The 23626-nt window shown below is 38.2% G+C and carries 21 protein-coding genes; 11 read left to right on the top strand and 10 right to left on the bottom strand.

What is annotated here, in order from left to right:
* The first annotated feature begins 2 nt into the window (after positions 1 to 2).
* The 3 genes from tamL to EL17_RS17955 are packed head-to-tail and all read left to right on the top strand — an operon-like array spanning position 3 to position 3926.
* Positions 3 to 2420 (top strand): translocation and assembly module lipoprotein TamL, encoded by a 2418-nt coding sequence (gene tamL / locus EL17_RS17965; protein WP_035077187.1) that lies wholly within the window; start codon positions 3 to 5, stop codon positions 2418 to 2420.
* Positions 2421 to 2445: 25 nt separating this feature from the next.
* Positions 2446 to 3348, top strand: a complete 903-nt coding sequence (gene hemF / locus EL17_RS17960; RefSeq protein WP_035077185.1) for an oxygen-dependent coproporphyrinogen oxidase — start codon at positions 2446 to 2448, stop codon at positions 3346 to 3348.
* Positions 3348 to 3926, top strand: coding sequence for a phosphatase PAP2 family protein (locus tag EL17_RS17955; RefSeq protein ID WP_035077183.1), 579 nt, complete (start codon positions 3348 to 3350; stop codon positions 3924 to 3926). The genes hemF and EL17_RS17955 overlap by 1 nt, the downstream gene beginning before the upstream one ends.
* A gap of 46 nt (positions 3927 to 3972) precedes the next feature.
* On the opposite strand, the gene EL17_RS17950 is transcribed toward EL17_RS17955, so the two are convergent.
* Positions 3973 to 5082 carry a DegT/DnrJ/EryC1/StrS family aminotransferase gene (locus EL17_RS17950; protein WP_035077181.1) on the bottom strand — a complete coding sequence of 370 codons (1110 nt, stop codon included), beginning with the start codon at positions 5080 to 5082 and terminating at the stop codon, positions 3973 to 3975.
* Complete coding sequence (locus EL17_RS17945; protein ID WP_035077171.1) at positions 5075 to 5665, bottom strand: riboflavin synthase; 591 nt, start codon at positions 5663 to 5665, stop codon at positions 5075 to 5077. Before EL17_RS17945 ends, EL17_RS17950 begins: the two co-directional genes overlap by 8 nt.
* Before the next feature lie 134 nt (positions 5666 to 5799).
* Here EL17_RS17945 and EL17_RS17940 point away from each other — a divergent pair, with 134 nt between their 5' ends.
* The 7 genes from EL17_RS17940 to EL17_RS17910 all read left to right on the top strand — a co-directional run bounded on the left by EL17_RS17940 (position 5800) and on the right by EL17_RS17910 (position 10160).
* Positions 5800 to 6456 (top strand): protein-L-isoaspartate(D-aspartate) O-methyltransferase, encoded by a 657-nt coding sequence (locus EL17_RS17940; protein ID WP_035077169.1) that lies wholly within the window; start codon positions 5800 to 5802, stop codon positions 6454 to 6456.
* Between the two features lie 83 nt (positions 6457 to 6539).
* Positions 6540 to 7079 carry an acyl-CoA thioesterase gene (locus EL17_RS17935; protein WP_035077167.1) on the top strand — a complete coding sequence of 180 codons (540 nt, stop codon included), beginning with the start codon at positions 6540 to 6542 and terminating at the stop codon, positions 7077 to 7079.
* Between the two features lie 94 nt (positions 7080 to 7173).
* On the top strand, positions 7174 to 7737 hold the full coding sequence (locus EL17_RS17930) for a hypothetical protein (protein ID WP_164675144.1): 564 nt from the start codon (positions 7174 to 7176) through the stop codon (positions 7735 to 7737).
* Positions 7738 to 7742: 5 nt separating this feature from the next.
* Positions 7743 to 8072, top strand: a complete 330-nt coding sequence (locus EL17_RS17925) for a DUF3817 domain-containing protein (RefSeq protein WP_084166275.1) — start codon at positions 7743 to 7745, stop codon at positions 8070 to 8072.
* A gap of 4 nt (positions 8073 to 8076) precedes the next feature.
* Complete coding sequence (locus tag EL17_RS17920; RefSeq protein WP_035077161.1) at positions 8077 to 9099, top strand: hypothetical protein; 1023 nt, start codon at positions 8077 to 8079, stop codon at positions 9097 to 9099.
* Between the two features lie 144 nt (positions 9100 to 9243).
* The gene (locus EL17_RS17915; RefSeq protein ID WP_035077159.1) at positions 9244 to 9651 is read left to right on the top strand and encodes a thioredoxin domain-containing protein; all 408 of its coding nucleotides are present in this window, start codon (positions 9244 to 9246) and stop codon (positions 9649 to 9651) included.
* Between the two features lie 20 nt (positions 9652 to 9671).
* Positions 9672 to 10160, top strand: coding sequence for a Dps family protein (locus tag EL17_RS17910; protein ID WP_035077158.1), 489 nt, complete (start codon positions 9672 to 9674; stop codon positions 10158 to 10160).
* A gap of 52 nt (positions 10161 to 10212) precedes the next feature.
* Here the strand turns inward: EL17_RS17910 and EL17_RS17905 are convergent, their stop codons facing one another.
* The 8 genes from EL17_RS17905 to alaS form a co-directional block, all read right to left on the bottom strand.
* Complete coding sequence (locus tag EL17_RS17905) at positions 10213 to 12381, bottom strand: cation:proton antiporter (protein WP_035077155.1); 2169 nt, start codon at positions 12379 to 12381, stop codon at positions 10213 to 10215.
* Positions 12382 to 12540: 159 nt separating this feature from the next.
* On the bottom strand, positions 12541 to 14991 hold the full coding sequence (locus EL17_RS17900; protein WP_035077153.1) for a leucine-rich repeat domain-containing protein: 2451 nt from the start codon (positions 14989 to 14991) through the stop codon (positions 12541 to 12543).
* Positions 14978 to 15817 carry a hypothetical protein gene (locus EL17_RS17895; RefSeq protein WP_035077151.1) on the bottom strand — a complete coding sequence of 280 codons (840 nt, stop codon included), beginning with the start codon at positions 15815 to 15817 and terminating at the stop codon, positions 14978 to 14980. Before EL17_RS17895 ends, EL17_RS17900 begins: the two co-directional genes overlap by 14 nt.
* The gene (locus EL17_RS17890) at positions 15814 to 16392 is read right to left on the bottom strand and encodes a hypothetical protein (RefSeq protein WP_035077149.1); all 579 of its coding nucleotides are present in this window, start codon (positions 16390 to 16392) and stop codon (positions 15814 to 15816) included. The genes EL17_RS17895 and EL17_RS17890 overlap by 4 nt, the downstream gene beginning before the upstream one ends.
* A 31-nt stretch (positions 16393 to 16423) precedes the next feature.
* Entirely contained in the window at positions 16424 to 16894 is a 471-nt protein-coding gene (locus EL17_RS17885; protein WP_035077705.1) for a hypothetical protein, read from the bottom strand.
* 295 nt (positions 16895 to 17189) lie between these two features.
* Positions 17190 to 18311 (bottom strand): TlpA disulfide reductase family protein, encoded by a 1122-nt coding sequence (locus EL17_RS17880; RefSeq protein ID WP_164675143.1) that lies wholly within the window; start codon positions 18309 to 18311, stop codon positions 17190 to 17192.
* Between the two features lie 10 nt (positions 18312 to 18321).
* Positions 18322 to 19779: an Asp-tRNA(Asn)/Glu-tRNA(Gln) amidotransferase subunit GatB gene (gatB, locus tag EL17_RS17875; protein ID WP_035077147.1), complete on the bottom strand. Its 1458-nt coding sequence runs from the start codon at positions 19777 to 19779 to the stop codon at positions 18322 to 18324.
* Between the two features lie 87 nt (positions 19780 to 19866).
* Positions 19867 to 22497 (bottom strand): alanine--tRNA ligase, encoded by a 2631-nt coding sequence (gene alaS / locus EL17_RS17870; protein ID WP_035077145.1) that lies wholly within the window; start codon positions 22495 to 22497, stop codon positions 19867 to 19869.
* A 129-nt stretch (positions 22498 to 22626) separates the two neighbouring features.
* Here alaS and EL17_RS17865 point away from each other — a divergent pair, with 129 nt between their 5' ends.
* On the top strand, positions 22627 to 23604 hold the full coding sequence (locus tag EL17_RS17865; RefSeq protein ID WP_035077143.1) for a M23 family metallopeptidase: 978 nt from the start codon (positions 22627 to 22629) through the stop codon (positions 23602 to 23604).
* Positions 23605 to 23626 lie beyond the last annotated feature (22 nt).

The following is a 23626-nucleotide window of genomic DNA, read 5'->3' as shown; positions in this document are numbered from 1 at the left end:
CTGTGAATAATTTCAAATATATAAACTTTATAATAGTTCTGCTTTTATTTTCTGCCTGTAGTTTATCTAAAGGGCTAAAAGAGAACCAATATCTGGTTTATGATGTAGATGTCAGGGGGGTGGATAAAGCTGATGCTGAAGCCATAAGAAACCTGATTTCCCAAAAACCCAATACAAGGGTACCGATAGTTAATTTTGCCCCAGGCGTATTTCTCCATGACATCGGCAGCATCACATATGACAGTTCAAAAATAGCAGAAAGGAAAGCAGCACTTGAAGCAGAAAGGGAAATCCTAGAACAGCGTTTGATAGATAATCCAGGCCAAAGAAAAGAAAGAAGAAGGTATATTAAAACCAATTCACTAATATCCAGTCTGGAAAGAAATTTGGAATATGGTAATTGGTTCATGAGGACCGGGAACCAGAGGGTTGTATATGATAGTTTAAAAAAAATTGAATCCGAGAAGCAGATTGGCTTCTATCTGGTAAACAACGGCTTTTTTGATGCTCAAGTAGCGGCCGCAACCACTACTTCAGGCAAAAAAGCATATATTACTTATAACATTGTAGAAAATGATCCTTATCTGATAGATACCGCTTACACCCGATCAGATGATCCAAATATTTACCAGATTCTCAATATCAGGCAGGGAAGTTCAAATATATTACCAAATACCAGATATATTCAAGCTAACCTTTCCAGAGAAAGACAATGGGTGGAAGACATACTTAGGGAAAACGGATATTATACCTTTTCTAAATCATACATAGAATATAATGTATATAAAGATACCGTAGATAAAAAAGTAACCGTAGAGCAGCTGATCAGAAAACCTATTTATGCTGATCAGCATAGGGTATATACCATAGATTCGGTATCCTTCACTATCTCTAGTCCCAATGAGGTAATTTTGGACAGAGAACTTTCTTCTAGGTTTGACGAAAAAACATTTGTTTTTTACAGAGGCAATTATTCAGAGAAAATCATAAATTCCCGGATATTTATAAATCAGGGAGATCATTACAATCGGCGTGATATATTGGAAACCCAGAGGCAACTTGCAAATCTGGATATATTCCGATTTGTCAATATTGGATTTGACACTTTGGGCAATACCATACAGGCGCACATAACCACGAGTCCTAGTCAGAAATATCAGGTGATCAATCAACTTGGGGCAAGTGTTACTGAACAGCTCCCAGGACCTTTTTTCAGCCATTCTTTAAGGAACAGAAATTTCTTTGGTGGACTTGAAATATTTGAACTCAATTTCAGAGCAGGACTGGAAGGTGTGGCATCTGCTACAGCAGAGGGTGGTGTATACCGAAGCCGGGAACTGAACACTTCTGTATCGATTCTTTTTCCCCAGTTTATATTTCCTTTTAATACCTGGGCCCTGAATCAGTTTGGCAGGTATAACCCCCGTACCCGAGCCCTTTTGGGGTATAATTATGTCAATAGACCAGAGTATACCAGAGAAGCCCTAAACACCATTCTTTCTTATAACTGGGCTACCAGGGATTTAAGGCAACAGTTTACATTGAATTTCTTAGATGCCAACTTTATACGCTCATCTCTTAATCCTTCTTTTCAGGAAAGACTAGAGGAACTTCAAAACCAGGGTAACAATCTTATCAATTCATTTCTATCATCTTATGTGAGCAGTATTTCAGGCCAGGCCATCATCAATTTCAATGAATATGGTTTGTTCAGAAAAAGAAATGCCTCCTTATTACGGCTTTTTGTAGAAAGTGGAGGTACTTCTTATAATTTTGTCCGACCAGCGTTTTTTGAAGAGCGAACGCTGGCATACTTCCAGTTTCTCAAGTTTCAGGCAGACTGGAGGAGGTATATCCCTCTAGGTAATGTAAGTACATTTGCCTATCGTACCAATCTGGGACTGGCCCAGCCATATGGGATCAGTGATGGTGTGCTTCCGTATGAAAAGTACTTCTTTGCCGGCGGCAGTACCAGTAACCGTGCCTGGCAGCCAAGAAGACTTGGCCCAGGATCATTTACACCTATCACAAGAGAGGATGGCACATTTGATTACCGATTTGAACAGCCTGGAGAAATTGTATTTGAAACCATGTTTGAATATAGAAGAAAGTTATTCAGCTATTTTGATGGAGCATTCTTTGTAGATGCAGGTAATATTTGGACTTTCCTCCCCGATCCGACCAGAGAAGGGGCTAATTTTAGGTTTGACCGTTTCTACAAAGAAATTGCTGTGGGTACTGGATTGGGGTTAAGGATGGATTTTGACTTTCTCGTATTAAGATTAGATATGGGAGTAAAGGCATACGATCCTGCCAGAGAAGAGGGTGAACGTTTTGTTCTAGACCGCCTGAATTTCAGAAGACCTTTAGGAGACCCGGGACAGGCTGTTTTTAATATCGGGATAGGATATCCGTTCTGATGAACCACGAAATGAATATTGATATATGCAAATAACAAAAGAGCGAATCGCTGAAGATTTTAAAAAAATACAAGACCATATCTGTTCAGAATTGGAAAAGGAAGATGGCCTGGCCGTTTTTAAGGAAGATCCATGGACCAGACCAGAAGGTGGTGGAGGCCGTACCCGTATCATTCAAAAAGGTAGAGTTATAGAAAAGGGAGGAGTGGCATTTTCAGCTGTCGAAGGCCCTACACCGGCAAAAATACTACAAAAACTCCAGCTGGATAATGCAGATTTTTTTGCTACAGGGGTATCAATAGTCATACATCCTATCAATCCGATGGTGCCTATCATACATATGAACATCCGCTATTTTGAAATGTCCAATGGTACCTACTGGTTTGGAGGGGGGATAGACCTTACCCCGCACTATGTAAATGTAGAAGATGCCAAATATTTTCATCAGCAGCTTAAAGCGGTATGCGATGATTACCATCCCGCTTACTATGACAAATTTAAAACATGGGCTGATGACTATTTTTATATCAAACACCGTCAAGAAACAAGAGGGATTGGAGGAATATTTTTTGATAGATTAGTAGCTGATGATTCTATTTCATTTGCCCAACTGTTTGAATTTGTAAAAGCTGTAGGTGAAGCTTTTCCCAAAATTTACCGCCACTTTATGGCCAAAAATTCCTCTTTACCCTATAACGTAGACCATCAAAAATGGCAGGCACTCCGAAGAGGTAGGTATGTAGAATTTAACCTTGTATGGGATGCAGGGACCAAATTTGGGCTGGACACCAATGGAAGAACAGAAAGTATCCTCATGAGCATGCCACCCCTAGCGCAGTGGGAATATAACCACACCCCTGGCCCAGGCTCCGAAGAGGCCTTAACACTGGAGCATTTAAAAAAAGAAATTGACTGGATTAATTACTGATGTTGGATAAGCTAATCGAATGGGACGAGCGATTGTTCCTTCATTTAAATGCATACGGAATAGATTGGCTGGACCCGATCATGTTTGCCATCACAGGGACTGCTATCTGGATCCCGATGTATCTTTTTATCATTTATCTTACATTTAAAGCATATGGTAAAGCATCAATCTGGATACTGGTGGGTATAGGTTTAGCCATTTTATTAGCAGACCAGGGCACTTCTGGACTTATGAAACCTTATTTTGGTAGGTTAAGGCCATGCCATGATACTCGGTGGGAAGGACAGATTTTAAACTATAGGTACTGTGGTGGACTATATGGATTTGCATCCTCACATGCTTCCAATGCATTTGCGGTAGCGACCTATTTTTGCCTGGTCTTTTATAAAAAAATAAGGGGTTTTGGATGGTTATTTCTATGGGCGGCTATTTTTTCGTACACGCGCATTTATTTAGGAGTTCATTATCCTGGAGACGTGCTTATAGGAGCTTTAGTCGGAATTTTATCTGCATTGATAGGTTTTTACCTCGCTATTTATTTAAAAAATAAAATCAACCCAAAACTATATCCAAATTAAAAAGGAAACAAAGGATTATTCCGCATAGAAATACATAGGGAGGCAGTCAAAATCTGTTGATGGTCTCAATTACTTTGAAAACATCTTCCTGAGAAATTAAAGGGCTTATCGGAAGGCTTAATACCTCATTGTGTATGACTTCGGTTTTAGGAAAATTCAGGTGGTTCATTTGTTTATATGCCTCCTGTTTATGTGGAGGTATAGGATAATGGATCTGCGTCTGGATGTCATGGCTGTATAAATATGACTGTAATCTATCTCTTTCCTCCGACCTTATTACAAATAGGTGCCATACATGACCTAGCATACTCATCCCATAAACACTCACCTTGGGTAAAATGATATGCATATTTTTTATATTATGAATATAAGATTTTGCTATAATCCCCCTTTTCTTATTATCCTCATCCAGCCGAGCTAATTTCACCCTTAATACAGCTGCCTGCAGTTCATCTAATCTAGAATTTATCCCCTGATATCGGTTTACATTTTTCTGTATGCTCCCATAATTGGCCAGAGTCCTAATGGTATCTGCGAGTAGGTGGTCATTAGTAGTGACCGCTCCCCCATCCCCCATCGCACCTAAATTTTTACTGGGATAAAAACTATGGGCTGCGGCATGGCCTATGGCTCCAGTACGGATATCCCCATATAAGCCGCCTACGGCCTGAGCATTATCTTCTATCAAAATGAGACCATATTTCCCGATTAATCCTGCTATATGTTCATGCATGGCTACTTGGCCATATAGATGCACTATCATGATCGCTCTGGTCTTTTTAGAGATCTTACGCTCTATTTCCAAAGGATCGATATTATAGGATAACATTTCAGGTTCTACAGGCACGGGTATTAATCCGCTACTGGATATGGCCAAAAATGTAGCTATACAGGTATTGGCAGGCACTATGATTTCATCTCCTGTCCGCATGGCTCCTATCTGTATATAAGCCAAAAAAATCAACTTTAACGCATCCAAACCACTGCCTACAGCCACCGTATGTGTACAGCCTATATACTGACTGAACGCTTTCTCAAAAGCTGTTACTTCCTTTCCCAATAAATACCAGCCTGAATCCATCACACGCCTCAAGGCTTGGGATAATTGGGGTTCAAAACTTTTGTTTATGGCCTCTAGGTCTAAAAACTTAACCATATCCTTTGATGATCCTTTGGATATATTTACCGAGTATGTCAAATTCTAAATTTACTTTATCTCCTACCCTAAGTTGATGAAAGTTAGTATGCTCATATGTGTAAGGAATAATGGCTACTGAAAATCCGCCATCATGGGAATTAAAGCAGGTGAGGCTAGTCCCGTTTATAGTAATGGATCCCTTTTCTACTGTTATATTACCTAAAGAAGTATCAAAAGAAAAATCAAAAATCCAGCTGCCTGCTTCTTCGGTTATATTGTCCACCCACCCTACCTGATCCACATGGCCCTGTACAATGTGTCCGTCAAAGCGGCCGCTGGCCGGCATGCACCTTTCCACATTTACCTTCTTGCCCTCATGCCATTCCCCTAAATTAGTTTTTTTTAGGGTTTCATCCACAGCGGTAACCCTATATTGATCTCCTTCAATATGGACCACCGTAAGACATACACCATTGTGAGCGACTGACTGATCTATGCGTAGCTGAGAAGTGATGGCAGAATAGAGGTCAAAATGTACGTTATTTCCCTCATGAGTAACTTTTTTCACCTCTCCTAATGTTTCTATTATTCCTGTAAACATATTTATGTGTTCAAATTTTTATACCTTTAACATAACTCTTTAATCCTGTTACGTACAAAAGAATTCAAATTAAGCCATTTTATTCATGTAACTTTAGGGAATTAAAAATAAAAAAAGATTAATTTTTATCACAAATGCTTAAACTGGAAGACAGTTACCGTCATAAAGGACAACGAAGGGAACTGGTAAATGTGATCCGAAAAAAAGGAATTAAAAATGAGGCTGTCCTGAATGCCATTAACGCCATCCCCCGTCACTTCTTCTTTGACAGTGCCCTGCATTCACATGCTTATGAAGACAAAGCCTTTCCAATAGGAGAAGGTCAAACGATTAGCCAGCCTTATACGGTAGCCTTTCAAACCGAACTTCTCGAGGTCAACAAAGGGGACAAAATATTGGAAATCGGTACCGGATCAGGATACCAAGCGGCAGTCTTATACCTACTGGAAGCCCAGGTGCATACCATTGAATTCCAGCCAAAGCTATATGAACGGACTAAAAAGTTTTTACCTAGGATCGGCGTAAAGGTAAAATTTTACTTAGGAGATGGGTCTAAAGGACTTCCACAAAAAGCGCCATACGATAAAATAATCGTAACTGCAGGTGCGCCTGTAATACCAAATGACCTATTAAAGCAGCTGAAGGTAAATGGAATCCTAGTCATCCCTGTAGGAAACAGGGTTTCCCAAAAAATGATGAAGCTTACTAAAATTTCAGAAACCAAAATCCTTCAGGAAGAATATGATAATTTTGCATTCGTTCCTTTACTAGGAACAGGAGGATGGAGATAATCAAAATTTAATTTTGTACTTGCATTATATTAAATATTGCGGTAAAATAAAATTTTATTAATTTTGATATATAAATAGATAATATGCCTAAGAAAAAAATAGTAAAGGATTCAGAAGTAATTATGACCGAACTGGTCTTACCAAATGATACCAACCCTTTGAACAACCTCATGGGAGGTAGATTGATGCACTGGATGGACATAGTGGCGGCCATAGCTGCTCAGAAACATTCTAATCGGATCGTAGTGACAGCAGCGGCTGACAGTATATCTTTTCAGCATCCTATAGCATTGGGCAATGTGGTAACCCTTAAAGCGCGGGTCACGAGGGCATTTAATTCTTCTATGGAAGTTTTCATAGATGTAACTGCTGAAGATATACCTGCCAACAAGAAAATCAAAACACACCGTGCTTTCTTTACTTTTGTGGCAGTGGACCAAAATGGCAGACCAATAGAAGTGCCTGAAGTAGAGCCTAGCAATCCTGAAGAACAGGAACTATATGATGGCGCATTAAGACGAAGACAACTCAGGTTGGTATTGGCGAAAAGGATGAACCCACATGATGCCGTAGAACTTAAGTCTATATTTAACCTGGTAGACCCCCAGGAAGAAAAGAAATAAGATTGATAATGATAGACAGAAAATCCAATGCGTAAAACTGATAAAAATGATTGCATTGGTTACATTTTATGAGCAATTTAGCTGAATGGAAAATATGAATCTTGATAACCTGAGCCTATTTCTTACTGATGACCTTGTGGTGATTAGAGATGAAATGGCCCAGTTTCAATTAGCCCAAAGATTCAAAAACAATAACCTATTGGCTGTTAATGATAATGATTCTCAGGGTATAGATATAAGTAAAGAAGCAGGTACTTCCCAGCCCGATATAAATGAAATCATTGCCTCCTTAGCCGGTGGATATGAGAAGGGAATTGTCATTATATATGAAGGAGCTACTCTGGAAAAGGACGTTCAGGAATTCTTGATGAAAATCCTTGGTGCTGTCAATTGTTCACTCAAAGATATTCTTCTTATTGGAGCAGATCAATTTGAAAATATGGATGCGTCAGTACTGGAGCTGCTCAATCCTCAAAAGGTTATAATATTTGGCCTGGTCCATCACCCGGTAATGCAGTATAAAGTGGATCTGTATAAGATACGGGATGTAGGTTTCGAGGTACTCTTTGCCAATGATCTGATAGAAATTTCCATGAATGTACCTCTTAAAAAATTATTATGGACAAGTCTTCAAAACCTGTTCCATATCAATAAATAATGATCATGTCAACCATCGAAGAAAAAACACTACAGAGATTCAGAATCATCAGTATAGCAGAAGGAATTTCCTTTCTTGTCCTCTTGTTTATAGCAATGCCATTAAAATATACTATGGACATGCCATTAGCCGTAACATATGTAGGCTGGGCACATGGTGCTTTATTTGTGCTATATATTTACATCATCTTCCCTACCAGCAGAAAATTAAAATGGGGCTATATGAAAACATTTTGGGGATTGATAGTATCAGTACTTCCGTTTGGGCCATTTTTATTTGACCGTAAACTAAAACAGGAACAGAGAGCACTCCATAAAAGCCAGATCAAACCCTAATCATATGGCCCTGATCAGTAAAAAGAAGATAATCTATCCTATCAATGATACTCTTAGAAACTATCTGAAAAATTACGGCAGGGAAGTAGATATCCCTATACATTATAAAGAATTACTGCGCTATACTAATTCTATAGCCCTCTATGATTCTAAAAACAATGATACTCTATGGGAAACAGTATTTTTTGATGAGTCGGACCGCTCTGAAATCCACTATAATATTAAAAAAATCTATGCGCTCCTGAAGGCAGACGGGGACATGGGGGTAATGAGGCATTTGTATGTAGACCGTGTAGACCTTTGCGTCTACGGCAATACTCAGCCCTTTAGGATAAGAATAGTGAATAAAATAAATGATAATTTTGACTATTTTTATATAAAGCATGCTGATGCCAGTAGAGTGTATGGTTTGGAACTCGAACACCTATTATCACCTAATAGGATAAATTATCTGGTCTATAATGACACCCTGATAGAAGAACATATTGCGGGGATACCTGGGGAAATGTTTATGAGGCAATACATTCACGAAGGCTTGCTGAACCCTATACGCCTGGCCAAAGAGTTCGTTAAATTTAATGAAAGGTGCTTTGTGAGGTTATTGGGTGACATGCATTCCAGCAATTTTGTCATCGATGTAACACCAGATTTTGAAGAAATCCATTATAGGATAAGGGCCATTGATTTTGACCAACAATCCTATGAAGGCAAAAAGAGCATCTATCTTCCCCAATATTTCAAACAGAACAATGCATTGATCCAATTGGGTATTACCCATATCACTTCAGAATCTATGGTTCAATATCAAAAAGAAGAAAGAGCATTGATCTCCAACCGCCTTAAATCTTCACCTAAAGAAATCGCTGATATATTGAGGTGTATGGAAAATGACATCATTTCCACAGATGAAAACATTAATGCATTAAAAAACAGTCTGGCCATACATTATCAAAATCAGGATTTTTTACACTGTAAAAACATGGGTAATATACTGCGTATGAACCTACACCATGCAATAGCTAAATAGCATTATCAGCCGCCAAAATTATCTGATAAACATTAGGAGAGTATATGGGTTCATATCATGTCATAAATGCTATATCTGGCATAATTTATGGATAATAACAAATAACCAATATTAATAATTTTTACTCCTTAACCACCTGACACTATGTTTAAATTAGCCGATAATGAAATAAAATTTCTCTATAACAGTGAAAAAATTGGAGATAGAGAATCATATGCCTATATATCTGCAGCTCATGAGCATGTAATTAATGAACTGGATATAGCTAAAAATGATTTAACCCCCACTCAGATCTCTGAGTTGGCCCAAAAATTAGATGTAAGGATTATCGACCTTTTCGATAAAAAATCCGAATACTTTAAAAACAATATAGAGGGAAATGACCTCGAAGAGCAGGATTTATTGACTATTTTAATTCGAGAAAAATCTGCACTTAAAACTCCTATCGCTATCACTAAAGAAGGAGCTAAGGTGCTGGATAGCTCTTCAGAAACCATCAACATAGACATGATTTTTACAAAAAATCCACCTACTGATGATATTAAAGAATAAACCAAAAACATATAACAAAAATGAATAAGACTGATAAAAGAGTATTTAAAAAACTAGGTTACAAAGAAGAAGAGTCTGAAAAAATCGTTGAATCCTTAAATAAATTACTGGCCAATTATCATGTACATTATCAAAAATTGAGAAATTTTCATTGGAATGTAACCGGTGGCGATTTCTTTGATTTACATGATAAATTTGAAGAACTATACAATGAAGCTTTGGCCAATATAGATCTGGTAGCAGAGAGGATCAGGGTATTTGGAATGACTCCATATAGTTTAATTACTGATTACCTTCAGCATTCAGACATCAAGGAAGTGGGTACTACCCTGTCTTCTTCAGAGATGGTGGATGAAGTACTTAGGGATTTTGAAGTTTTGGCAGAAAATATGAACGACTGTGCCGAAAAAGTAGCAGACTTAGGTGACTCTGCCACTGAGGATATGCTGATTGCATTTATTAAGAGTATTGAACTGCATCACTGGATGCTTACTTCTTTTCAAAAATAAATATAAAACCTCCCAAATCTGGGAGGTTTTTTAATATATATTACAGATATCCTCACTTCTTTTTAAACAGCTTAGCAAGCGTTTTTCCCAAATCATCCAGCTTTTCTATATTATTTATCAGCGGATTAAATAAGGTACCTCCTACGTCAGCAAGCGATCCCCTATTATTTATATCTGACTGCATAGGATACACCAGTATATAATTATTTACTATAAAATATTTATCCAAATATTTCGGCATTTTGCCCATTACGTCATTGTAAGACAAACCAGATTTCCTGCTCATAATTATAATAAGGGCATCATTGGTTTTCATGTCTCTTGAAAGTATCAAAAAATCCTCCCAATCGTTGAATTCGACAAAATCTGCATCGATAGTATGTTTCTTATTTATATCTTTAATATAAGCCAAGGTATCAGGTGAAGCATAAAACACCAACTTGGCGCCCGTATTTCTGCCGATGTTCCAAGCCCTCAGCAGCCAGAACGGGAAACCAATTTCCTTTTCGGCATTTTCAGGGACTATAATAAGGTGCCTCTGAACTGTATTTATAGGCTGTATATTTCTATAAATCATCGTAGTGGCATTGCACCTGTTTAATATACCTTCGGTAAGCTGTCCCAAAAAAGAATCCGATATCCCCTGCTGTCTATGAAGTCCTAGAATAATATCAGACACTTTATTTTCTTTCACCACATTGGTGATCCCATTTACTATATTAGAATCATACCGAACCAGTTCGGTAAGGATATTATCCGTGGCTGCTGCCAGCACACTGGCTTTTTCTAGGACTTTTCTCGCATTTTTTTCCAATTGGTCATCAGTGGAATCCGAAGGCACTATATTTAGCGCTAACAAACTGTTTTTGGCAGCCTGAGATTTAACAGTCACACCCAAATTAATCAGTTCTTCTATACTTTCAGGATGATTGATAGGTATCAGGATTTTTTCCTTGGGTTCGGTATCTTCAGCATCTTCTTTTACATTGCCTTCCGTCTCCTCAAGTGCCAGTCTAGTGGCTCCTCTCTGTGCGACAAAGGAAGCTACAGTGCAGGTAACCAGTATCATTAATATAGTACCGTTAAGGACTGAATCATTTAATAACCGAATAGGATCACCATCTGGTCCCTCTCCCAAAATTATATTATATCCTACTAGAACTGCAGCAAGTGTGGCTGCAGCCTGGGCATTGCTCAAACCAAAAATAAGATCTCTCTGTGCTGAACTGAATTTAAATGACTTCTGGGTGATAAATGCAGCAAGATATTTTGAAAAAGTAGCCACTACAGTCATGGTAACTGCTACTATGATGGTCTGAAGATCACTGAAAAAAACTCGGTAATCTATCAGCATACCTACACCTATTAGAAAAAATGGTATAAATAGCGCATTTCCAACAAATTCTATTCTATTCATTAAAGGAGACGTATGGGGAATCAACCTATTCAAGGCCAATCCTGCTAAGAACGCTCCTATGATACCTTCTATACCAGCTATTTCTGCCAAAAGAGCACCTAAAAACACAAGTCCTAAAACAAATATATACTGGCTAATATTATCTTCATTCCTTTTAAAAAACCACCTTGCCACCAGTGGAAACAATAAAGTAACAATAAGGGCAAAAATAATTATAGAAATGCTCAATCTGATCCAAAATTCATTATTGAGCTCTCCGGTGGCCATACCAGCTACTACCGCCAGCACCAATAGAGCCAATGTATCAGTGATCATAGTACCACCTACAGTAATATTGACAGCCTTATTTTTAGCTACCCCCAGCTTACTTATCAACGGATAAGCAATCAATGTATGCGAAGCAAACATACTGGCCAGCAATACTGATGTCATCACCGTAAAACCTAATATATATACTCCACTTAAAATACCCAGCGCCATGGGGATCATAAAGGTATATAGTCCAAATATTATACTTTTGGAACTGTTTTTCTTAAAATCTGCCAGATCAATCTCCAGTCCGGCAAGAAACATTATATATAACAACCCTACCATTCCGAAAAGTTGAATACTGCTATCCCTTTCCAGTAAGTTAAATCCATTTGGGCCAATGATCGCACCGGCTATGATAAGGCCTATAAGCTGGGGTATACGCAGCTTATTTAATACTAAAGGGGCAAACAGTATTATAAATAAAAGAATAGCAAAAATGATAATCGGGCTACTCAGGGGCAAGGAAAAGTTTAAATCACTTAACAGAATCATACGATATGGTAGAAAGGTGGTTGACTTTTAAAACTGCAAAATACGATCAAATACGCTAACCTGCTAATAAAATGTAATGTTACAGGACAGATTCGTAAAAACGAAAAGCTCTGAAAATAAATTCCAGAGCCTTTCTTATAAAACGTATTTAATTTATTTTTAATAGTATCTCACATCACATTCAGGATTTGCTTTTTTAAAGTTATCAACCTGTCTTTTGTTTATTCTGGTATTAAAACATTTTAACTGCTCCAAATTGGATAAGTTTAAAATTGGTTTCAGTGATCTTGAGTTGGTATTAGCTATATCCAAATTTCTAAGGTCATATAAATTCTCTAAACCGTTCAATCTCTTTATATTAGTTCCTGATAAATTTAGCAAACTCAGTCTAGTAAGCGAAGATAATGGCCTGAGATCTTCTACGCCAGTATTGGACAAGTCCAATTCCTGTAGATCAGAAAGATTGGCTAAAGGGGTGACGGACATAATCGGTGCCTGTGTTATACTTAGCTTTTCAAGGCTTTCCAATAAGGCTATAGCACTAATATCCTGTAACGGCACATCACTTATTTCTACCTCTTTAAGATTGACAAAAGTGACTAGAGGTTCTAAATCTGTAATATTTATACCTTTCAACTTGATACTTCTACTGGATGTTGCCTTGTGCAGCTCTCTGGTATCCGGTTGGTCACTTAATTTATACTGAGAGGTAAATACATCCTTCCAGGTAGTATCTAGCTGGTTCCACCATCCTTTTAATGCTTCTGTCCTATATACGACATTAGCAGCCGGAATGATATTTAACAGATTCTGTACTTCCCATTTTGGCACTTCAGTACCGTCCATATCCAGGTAAACCAAATTAACCAGATAAGTCAGTGGCTTAATGTTCTTTATGGGCGTGTTTTTTAAATGTACTATCTCCAGGGATGTGAGGTTTTCAAGAGATTCTACATTCGTCACAGCGGTATTATTTGCATAGAGCTTTTCAAGTGTCCTCAATTCGCTTAAAGGACTTAAATCTTGAATTTTGCTATCGCTGATATTTAATTCTTCTATTTTCTTAAATTTGATTACAGGCCTAAGACTTGATATATTACTGTTTGATAAATCCAAGGACTCACTACCTACTAATATGGCCAATTCTTCCGAGTTAGGCGTTCCTGAAGACAAACTTTTATAGTTTTTATTAAGCACTTCTCTCCAGCCATCTGGTAGCGTATTCCACCAAGTCTGAAGGTTCTCAACGTTATGTATCAATAAGACCTTTCTGTTTTTCCTTGTAAAATCATCTGCTACCTGCTCGGGTATACTGGTCCTGTCTGCATATATCCTTTGTAAAGAGGGGTTATTGTTCAGTGGCTGCAGCGTGCTTACTTCTGTCTGGTTAATACTAACTGTCTTTAAAGATTCCAGGCTTTGAAGAGGGCTGAGATCAGTAATGTTGGTTTCGTCCAAACTGATAAACTCAAGTTTTTTCAGTTCTGAGATATGATCATAGTTAGTTAAATAGTTTCCGGAAAGATCTAATCTTTTTAGATTATGAAGTTCTTTTATGCTTTGAAGGTTATTAAATCCGCTTTCAGCCAAATCAAGTTCTTCTAGATTGGTTAGATCTTTCAATACACCAAACCCACGTATGGGTGCATTGGCAACTTTAAATACTTTAAGGTTCTTTAAACCTCCTAATTCGTCGATATTGAACACTTTGGTACCTGACAAATCAAGGTGGTTCAGGGTTTCAGAATACTTTAGGAACTGAATATCTTCTGTAGGTGTATTGGAAATATCCAAATAGGATAAATACGTCACATGACTGATCGGGCTTAGGTCGGCGATATTAGTATTACTGATATTGATATACTTCAAATCCCGAAGAGCCTGTATTGGAGAAAGGTCTTGAATAAGTCTTTTTCCTCCAAGGTTAAGGCTGTCTATGGCGCTCATTCTGCTGATCATATCAATATCCACAGAATCTCTACTATCTAAACTAAATTTCTCTTCAAAATAAGACCTCCATTCATAAGATAAGGTTTCCCACCATTCTGTAAGTTCTTTATCCCTACTTAACTTGGTGGTATACATACTGGCTATCTTTAGGTCATTTGACTTTGGATCCAGGTTGATTTCTATAAACCTTGGCTTTATATTTTGGATTTTTTCACCTTCTATACCTACTCCTGATAGTGTTCTGTCTATGGATACTAGAAATGAAAGTTCTCCATTGTCTCTCAGAAAGGGTTTAGTCTCTTTAACTTTAAAACTGAAATTAGCATCTCTAAAGAAGAAATCTACATCTTTGAGATAAGCCGTCACATCTTTATTGGTGATTACCTTACGGTCTAAGAGCAGATCATCCTCCACCTGTACTTTTCCATCTCTGAATATTTTGACATAGCTTTCCCTGATGATGACATCTTTGTCTCGTGCCGAAGTTTCTTTACTTCCTACCGTATTAAGGAAATATTCCAAAAATTTCACCTGATCTTCCGCTTTCTGCGAAAAGTCTTTTACTTCTTGTTTGGAATAAGAGCCCAATTCCTGAGCTTGTGCCAAAGTAAGGGTCAACCAAAAGGCAACAATCAGGTTTAAATATCTATTTTTGATCATAAATGTATTTTAAGACAGCTTCACGGTCCCCTTCGTTTAATTTAACCAAATTAGAAATGAGCCAGCCGGTATTGAAACCAGGCCTATTAAACTGGGCTAATTCAAAGTACCAGTTATCAATCTGAAAGAAGTGAAATTTTAGATCGGTGACATTTTCGAATTTAAAATTTCCCCTTTTTATTTCATAAAGAAATAAGGTGAGATAATCTGGTTCATAATCAGTAGCAGTGTATGATTCAGGTTTTGGATTCTCCTGAAAAGCCTTTCGAAGATTCATAAAATCAAGTTCATGGCTTAACGGATGAAGGAATTGCTTTTTAGTACCTGTGTCTTTATCAAAATAGGCTTTGAAAGGATCGAAAGAAACTTTGTCTATCACCCATTCATATCCCAATCCTTCAGGCTGAAGTTTCATAAATAAGGTTACATTTTCCTTCTTACCTCTATAAGTAAAGACCGTATTAACCTCAGCAAACCAATTTTGGCCATGAAAATTAAGAAACTGAGGATTATCTTCAGCTATTACATCAGAAGTAAAAGCTACTTTTAATTCCCGGGCTATACCTGAGGTCTCATTATCAAATAGGATATTGATAAAGCTCTTTCGAAGATCCCTATCTCTATATTGTGTATCGGTATCATAATACCTCTTCTTGCCATCTTGGCTTTCTTCGGCATTAAACCTTCTAAAAAATTGATTAACTTGTTTAGTGGATGCGGCAAATTTACCATCATCCGCAGGTGACCCTGGGCTATATAAACCTTGCCCAGGAGTCAACTGAATGGATGAAATTATTAATAGTATTAATAATGTTATTTTTCTCATGCGGAAGTTTCAGTCACTCTGATATCACCTAGCATTACGTCCCAGAATTCGATCGTTCTACCCGCTACCTGGGTAGATTTTCTTTCTACGTATATGGTGATATCTTTCTTTGTAGTATCTCTATAATTTAAACCTGCTTCTTGGGAGGTACCTTCGAATCTTTGATATACGGTCACTACACCTACATATCGGCCATCAGGCTGTCTTTCAAGATCACTGATGTAGTGTATATCATACCAGCTGATGTTTACCCGGTCATAGTTAAGTGCCATCAATCTTTCAAAATACCTACGTACTTTGTAATAAGCTACATCTCTGGTATTCACTGATGATACGCCCATTTCTGCAGCTGGTGCAAATAGCTCTTCAGCTCTATCCATTACCCTGTTAGCTTCAGAAAACTGGGTTTCCTTGCTACCGATAATACTTATATATTTACTTAAATCTTTAACTTTTTCTAAAGCCAAAGAATCTATGGCTTGCTTTCTCTGTGGACTGATATCGGCCGTCTGAGCTACCGATACGGCAGCGGTCAGGAAAAACATCAAAAGGAATGAAGGAAAATATTTTTTCATGATTTTTAAATTTTCAATAAAGGTTGGATAATTATCGTCTTCTGCGAAGTTCAAGTTCAGTCACTCTTCCACTACCGTCCACCCTAACATCGCTGATAAAATTAAGGTTCTTTTGAGTATCTTTCAGATAATTCAAGTATTTCTGGATGTCAGTAGGTTCATCATAATCTTTCATACCATTTTCTTCATGGATGACGATCAATACAGGCGTATTTTGATTAGAGAATAAACCCAACGCTTCTTGGATGGTAGCATTGGCACTCTGTACATTGGATGCATTGGCAATAGACGAAAAATAACCTTCCAACCTACTAACTGCTACTTCTTCAGCGCTGGGCTGTGCAGGTGCTGCTGGAGCAGGAGCTGGCTGTTCTACTGGGGCTGGCTCAGGTGCCGCTTCAGTAACTCTTTTTTTACTTTTACATGCACCCATGGCTAATAGGCAAAACAATGCTAACGTCAGTAGCTTGCTCAGTGGTGATTTGGCAGTTCTTTTTTTCATTTTTTGTTGAGGAATTGTTTGTGTTTTTTTGTTGCTTCCCTTCTTTACAAAAAGCATTCCAGTAAATAAGTTAAGGCTTATCATTGGGATGTTGATCTGAAAAGGCGGAGGAAATAAATAGTATTTATTTTTCGGTACAAACATGCAAGGAATTACATTAGAAAAAAAGGTGTGGACATAAATATTTTCTACCTTTTTAACATATTTTAAGTTTGGGCATAGTATCCTGATATTTAATGGAAAAAGCCTCTTATTTTTAGATAAGAGGCTTTTTCTTTAGATCTTAATTTAAACTTTAATCCAGTAACTCTCGCAACTTATCCTCCAGTCTGGATCCTCTTAAATCCTTTGCCAAAATATCTCCTTCTGGGCCTATTAGATAAGTGGCTGGTATAGCATTGATCTGGTAAGTTTCCGCAGCTGCAGAATTAAAATATTGCAGATCTGAAACCTGAGTCCACACCAGACCATCTTCCTCAATCCCTCTGATCCAAGCCTCTTTGGTCCGATCTAAAGAAACACCAAATACTTCAAACCCTTTATCCTTATAGGCATTATATAGCCTTACCACATTCGGGTTCTCTTCTCTACAAGGTTTGCACCAAGCCGCCCAAAAATCAATCAGCACATATTTTCCTCTCAGATCAGATAGATTTATGGTCTCACCCTCTGGGTTTGGCAAAGATATCTCTGGCGCAGGCTGACCAATAGACAAAGCTCTCATCTCATCGAGTTGCTGTTTTACTGTAATGATGGACTTTGTATTAGGATACCTATCATCAAGGACAGTCATGAGACTATCTAAAAACTGAAAATCATTCCTGGGATTTAACATCCCTATAGCAGCCAAAGAGGCGAAACTACCATCCATGTCCTCAATTACGGCCTTAACCTTTCCTGAATGCCCACTTTCCAGTCCCATCGCTCTTTCTTGGATATCTTTAATTTTATCCTGATCCTTATTATTCATGGCTTCATAATATTCAGAATTCAACTGGTTGATTTCATCCTGATATTCTGCCGCCAGCTGGTCTATTTTTTTCAGTTGATCAGTATCTTTCGAACCAGTAATAGTAGGCTGACTATCCTTCTTGAAGTTATATTTAACCTTAATATCTTCATCATAAAGCGCCAACCTTATCTGGATTTGATTCATCAGGCTCAAGTCAAAAAATCCCGGACCTTCCAATGATAATGAATATTCAAATTTACCATCATTTCCAACCTGGATGGTATCTATCACTTCTGTAGCATTTTCTTTATACCGTGATAGTATTACATACCCTTCAGGCTGGTTATCGAGGTCACCTTTAATTAGTACATTTCCATCAAAACCTCTCTCCTGTTGGGCACAGGCTACAGCCATTCCGCCTATAAAAACCAGGCTTATCCAAATCGTACTTTTTATCATTCTCATTATATTCATTCTAATCCCCTAATAATTCTGTTAATATTTTACTGGCCACTTTTGGATCAGCTTTACCTTGTGATTTTTTCATCACCTGACCCATAAACATACCTAGAAGCCCTTTTTTACCTGATTTGTATTCTTCTACTTTTGCTGCATTTTCTGCTATCACACTTTCTATGATAGGTTTGATAGATCCTTCATCACTTTCCTGGATGAGGTTTAAGTCTTGGGCAATCTGATATGGACGTTTATGTTTATCCCGCAGCAGTTCCGGATATATTTTTTGAGATGCTACAGAAAAGTTGACTTTGCCATCATCTATCAAGGCTATAAGTTCAGCCACCTGTTCAGGCTTTATTGGGAAATCAGAAATATGAAGAGTTAGTTCATTTAGGTAGGATTTCACCGGGCCCATCATCCAGTTGGATGCTGCCTTATAATTATCAGTTTTAGTACATAATTCTTCAAAAAAGAGCGCTATTTCTTTTGAATCCGTCAATACGCCTGCATCATAATCCGGCAATCCATACTGGTTCACAAATTTATCAAACAGTTCTCTGGGAAGCGCGGGCATTTCTGATTTGACAGCCTGAAGCCACTCTTCAGACACCACCACCGGACTCAAATCAGGCTCCGGAAAATACCTGTAATCATTTAAGTTTTCTTTGCTTCTCAAACTGGAAGTAGTACCGGTAGGCCCATCAAAATTTCTGGTTTCACTATCGATCTCAATCCCATCCTCCATCATCTGAACCTGCCGTTCAAATTCATGTTCAATAGCCCTTACCACATTACGGAATGAGTTCATATTTTTGACCTCGACCTTTTTTCCCAACTCGGTATCTCCTTTTTTTCTGATCGAGATATTGGCATCACATCGTAAGGAACCTTCTTCCATATTGCCGTCACAGATATCTAAATACCTGACCAGTTTTTTGATCTCTACCAGAAATGCATAAGCTTCTTCGGAAGATCTCAGATCCGGTTCTGACACGATCTCTATCAATGGTACACCTGCCCTGTTAAAATCCACTAAAGTATCTACCTCTCCGGCCAGGTGCATAGATTTCCCTGCATCTTCTTCCATATGGATCCTGGTAAGTGCTATGGACTTCTGTTCTCCATTGATAAAAATAGGCACATGTCCTCCCACACAGATAGGTCCTTTATCCTGGGTGATCTGATAACCTTTAGGCAGATCTGGGTAAAAATAATTCTTCCGGGCAAATATGTTATGTCTGGTGATCTCTCCGTTGCACGCAATCCCCATTTTGATGGCATATTCCACAGCCATCTTATTTACTTTTGGCAGAGTACCGGGGTGGCCTAGGGTTATCACCGAGACATTTGTATTGGGCATATTGCCATATTCCGTCGAATCAGCATTATACATTTTACTCACTGTCAGTAGTTGGGCATGGACCTCTAAGCCTATTACCAATTCATATTTTTCCTTTATATCTTCTGATAACATGTTTATCCTATATCTTAAATTAAATCTATTTTATCAAAAATGGTCGAGATAATCCCCGAAAGCAAATCAATTTACGACAAATATGTATTATAAGTTCGAAAACATAGTTTTGGCTTTTTCAATTACCAATGGAAGACCTGCGGCATTTTTACCACCTGCTGTGGCAAAAAACGCCTGTCCTCCACCACCACCCTGTATTTCTTTGGCAAGCTCTCTCACTATATCGCCCGCATTAAGATCCCTGGACTTCACTACATGTTCATCTATCATTACAGCAATCTGAGGCTTGTTTTCAATAGTAGCCGCTAGCACTAATAAGACATTGGACACCTCATTACGGATCTCATAGGCCAATTTTTTCATGCCTTCCGCTGAAGGAAGGTTTACCTGAGCCAAAATCATATGAATATCTCCTACCTGTACTGCAGACCTGATCAAGTCATCTTTTATAGACCCAGCTTTCTGAAGATGCAGGGCTTCAATTTCTTTTTTCAGTTCGTTCTTTTCTGATATTATCGCTTCCAAGGATTTTTTAAGGTCTCGCGGGTTTTTCAATATATCCGAAATCTCTTTGATAAGGTAAAGCTGTTCATTAATATAATTTTCGGCAACAGATGCAGTAATAGCCTCTATTCTCCTTACACCAGAAGCGATACTTCCTTCCGAAACTATTTTGAACAAACCTATTTTCCCGGTAGATGCCACATGGGTACCTCCACATAACTCTATGGAATAATCCCTGTCAAAAGCTATCACCCTTACAAATTCGCCATATTTCTCTCCAAATAGAGCCGTAGCACCCATTTGCTGTGCTTCTCCTATAGGCACATTCCTCCTTTCCTCCAGAGGAATATTTTCTCGTATCTTTTGATTTACGAGCTGTTCCACTTTAGACAGCTCCTCATCCGTCACTTTAGCAAAATGGGAAAAATCAAACCTTAAAAGCCGCTCAGTAACCAAAGATCCTTTTTGCTGTACATGATCTCCCAATACTTCCTTAAGTGCTGCCTGTAAGAGGTGCGTAGCCGTATGGTTATTCATGATATACTCACGGCGGCTTTTATCTACTTCTGCTTTAAATACTGCAGTAGGATCCACAGGAAGTTTATCCACCAAATGGATGGTAAGATCATTTTCTTTCTTAGTATCCGTTACTCTGATCCGTTCTTTATAGCTGACCAATAATCCCTGGTCTCCAATCTGTCCTCCACTTTCTGCATAAAACGGCGTACTGTCCAGCACTACCTGGTACCAGGTCCCTTTTTTATCCTTTACTTCCCTATATCGAATGATCGATGCCTGGGTTTCTAAATGATCATATCCCAAAAACTCTACACCACGGTCCTCCCCTACCATAACCCAATCCCCGGTTTCCTGCTCTGCAGCAGATCTAGACCTTGATTTTTGCTTGTCCATCTCTGAAGCAAAACCCACTTCATCTATGGATAATCCATTTTCCCTGGCTATCAACGAGGTCAGGTCCAACGGAAAGCCATAGGTATCGTAAAGCTCAAAGGCTGTTTTTCCATCAATTATATTTTCGCCTGTATATTGAAGCTGCTGCCTGATCTGCTCCAGCTTCTTGAGTCCATTTTCCAAAGTCTTCAAAAAAGATGCTTCCTCTTCGTAAATAACCTTGGCAATAAATTCCTGCTGCGCATCGATTTCAGGGAACATTTCACCAAAATTCTCTGCCAACAATGGTAATAGTTCATATAAAAACGGCTGTTGGAAATCCAGAAATGTATATCCGTACCTTACCGCTCTTCTTAAAATCCTGCGGATAACATATCCAGCTTTATTATTGGATGGAAGTTGGCCGTCAGCAATGGTAAAGGATATGGCCCGGATATGGTCTACTATTACCCTAAAAGCAATATCTGTCTTTTCATCATCACCATATTTTTTGGATGATTTTATTTCCAAGGCATGGATAAAAGGCAAAAACACATCTGTGTCATAATTTGAGGATTTTTTTTGGATGGCCCTAACCAGCCTTTCGAATCCCATGCCTGTATCCACATGTGTAGCAGGTAACCTGTTAAGCGAGCCATCCGCTTGCCTATTAAACTGCATAAAGACTAAATTCCAAATTTCAATAACCTGGGGGTGATCTTCATTCACGAGAGATTTGCCAGATACCTGCCGAATTTCATCATCTGTCCTAAGATCTATATGGATTTCTGAACAAGGACCACAGGGGCCTGTTTCTCCCATCTCCCAAAAGTTATCTTTTTTGGACCCGAAGATTATTTTTTCTTCAGATACGATTTTGCTCCATAAATTATAGGCTTCGCTATCTTTGTCCAGTCCATCTGCTTCATCTCCACCAAAAACACTTACATATAACCTATCTTCTGGAAGGTGATATACTTCAGTGAGTAATTCCCATGCCCATTCTATGGCTTCTTTCTTGAAATAATCACCAAATGACCAATTGCCCAGCATCTCAAACATGGTGTGGTGATAGGTATCCACCCCCACTTCTTCCAAATCATTATGTTTTCCTGAAACTCTTAGACATTTCTGACTGTTAGCTACCCTATTCACCTTTGGCACCTCGTTTCCGAGAAAATAATCCTTAAATTGATTCATGCCCGCATTAGTAAACATGAGTGTAGGGTCATTCTTGACTACTATGGGAGAAGATGGTACAAAATGATGTTGCTTGGATTTAAAAAACGTTATAAATGTATTTCTGATTTCTTTAGCTTGCATATACTTGAATTAATAGCATTATTCGGATGAAAGAATTGATCTTTATACCATAGTGTCCAGATCGCACGTTATATCTCCAGCTATGGTAGATAAGGCTACAAAATTATAAGAATTACCAATGAATTAATAATGAGTAGAATAAAATATTACTATGATCCAAAAAGTTGTAAATATGAACGCTATACCCGTAGTACATGGGATGTAACCATTAGTATACTTGGTCTCATATCATTATCTTCCATTATGGCCATCGCCGGAGTGATGATATTTCATCATTATTTTGACAGCCCCAAAGAACTTAGTCTTAAGAATGAAAACAAGGAGCTAATGCTTTATTATAAGCTTTTGGAGGAAGAAGTGAATACCATTGACGAAATGGTAGCTGACCTGCAGGAGCGGGATGATAATTTATACCGTGTGATTTTTGAATCTGAACCTATTCCCAGCACGGTAAGAAAGGCTGGATTTGGCGGAAATGAAAGGTATAAAAACATCATACAAAAAGGCCTTAAAAAAGAAAAAATGATTCTTTCTGTCATGGAAAAAGTGGATCAGTTAAAAAGAAAACTCTATGTACAATCAGTTTCTTATGATGAGCTATCTGAAACTGCCCTGAATAAAGAAGAATATTGGGCATCCATACCGGCCATTCAGCCTATCCATAATGAAGAACTTAATAACCTGGCATCCGGATTTGGGATACGGCTGCATCCTATATTAAAAGTAAGGAAGATGCATACTGGTATAGATTTCTCTGCCCCTAAAGGCACTCCAATTTACGCTACAGGGGATGGTGTTATAGATCTGATACAAACAGAATTTGGAGGTTATGGTAAAAACATAATCATCGACCATGGCTTTGGGTTTACTACCAGATATGCGCATATGAATGACTTTAATGTAAAAAAAGGTCAAAAGGTCAAAAGAGGGGATTGCATAGGATATGTAGGGAACACAGGAAGCTCTACAGCCCCACACGTACATTATGAAATAATCAAGGATGGTGTACATGTCAACCCCGTCCATTATTTCTTTAAGGATCTTGATCCTTTAGAATATGACCGTATTCTGGAACTTGCATCCAAAGAAAATCAATCCTTATCCTAAAGTAAAAATATATCTATTATAA

Origin of the sequence: Anditalea andensis (assembly GCF_000714815.1) — a bacterium.
Classification (GTDB): domain Bacteria; phylum Bacteroidota; class Bacteroidia; order Cytophagales; family Cyclobacteriaceae; genus Anditalea; species Anditalea andensis.
Note: the sequence above shows the minus strand (reverse complement) of the source record. Positions and strands in the feature narration are given on the sequence as shown.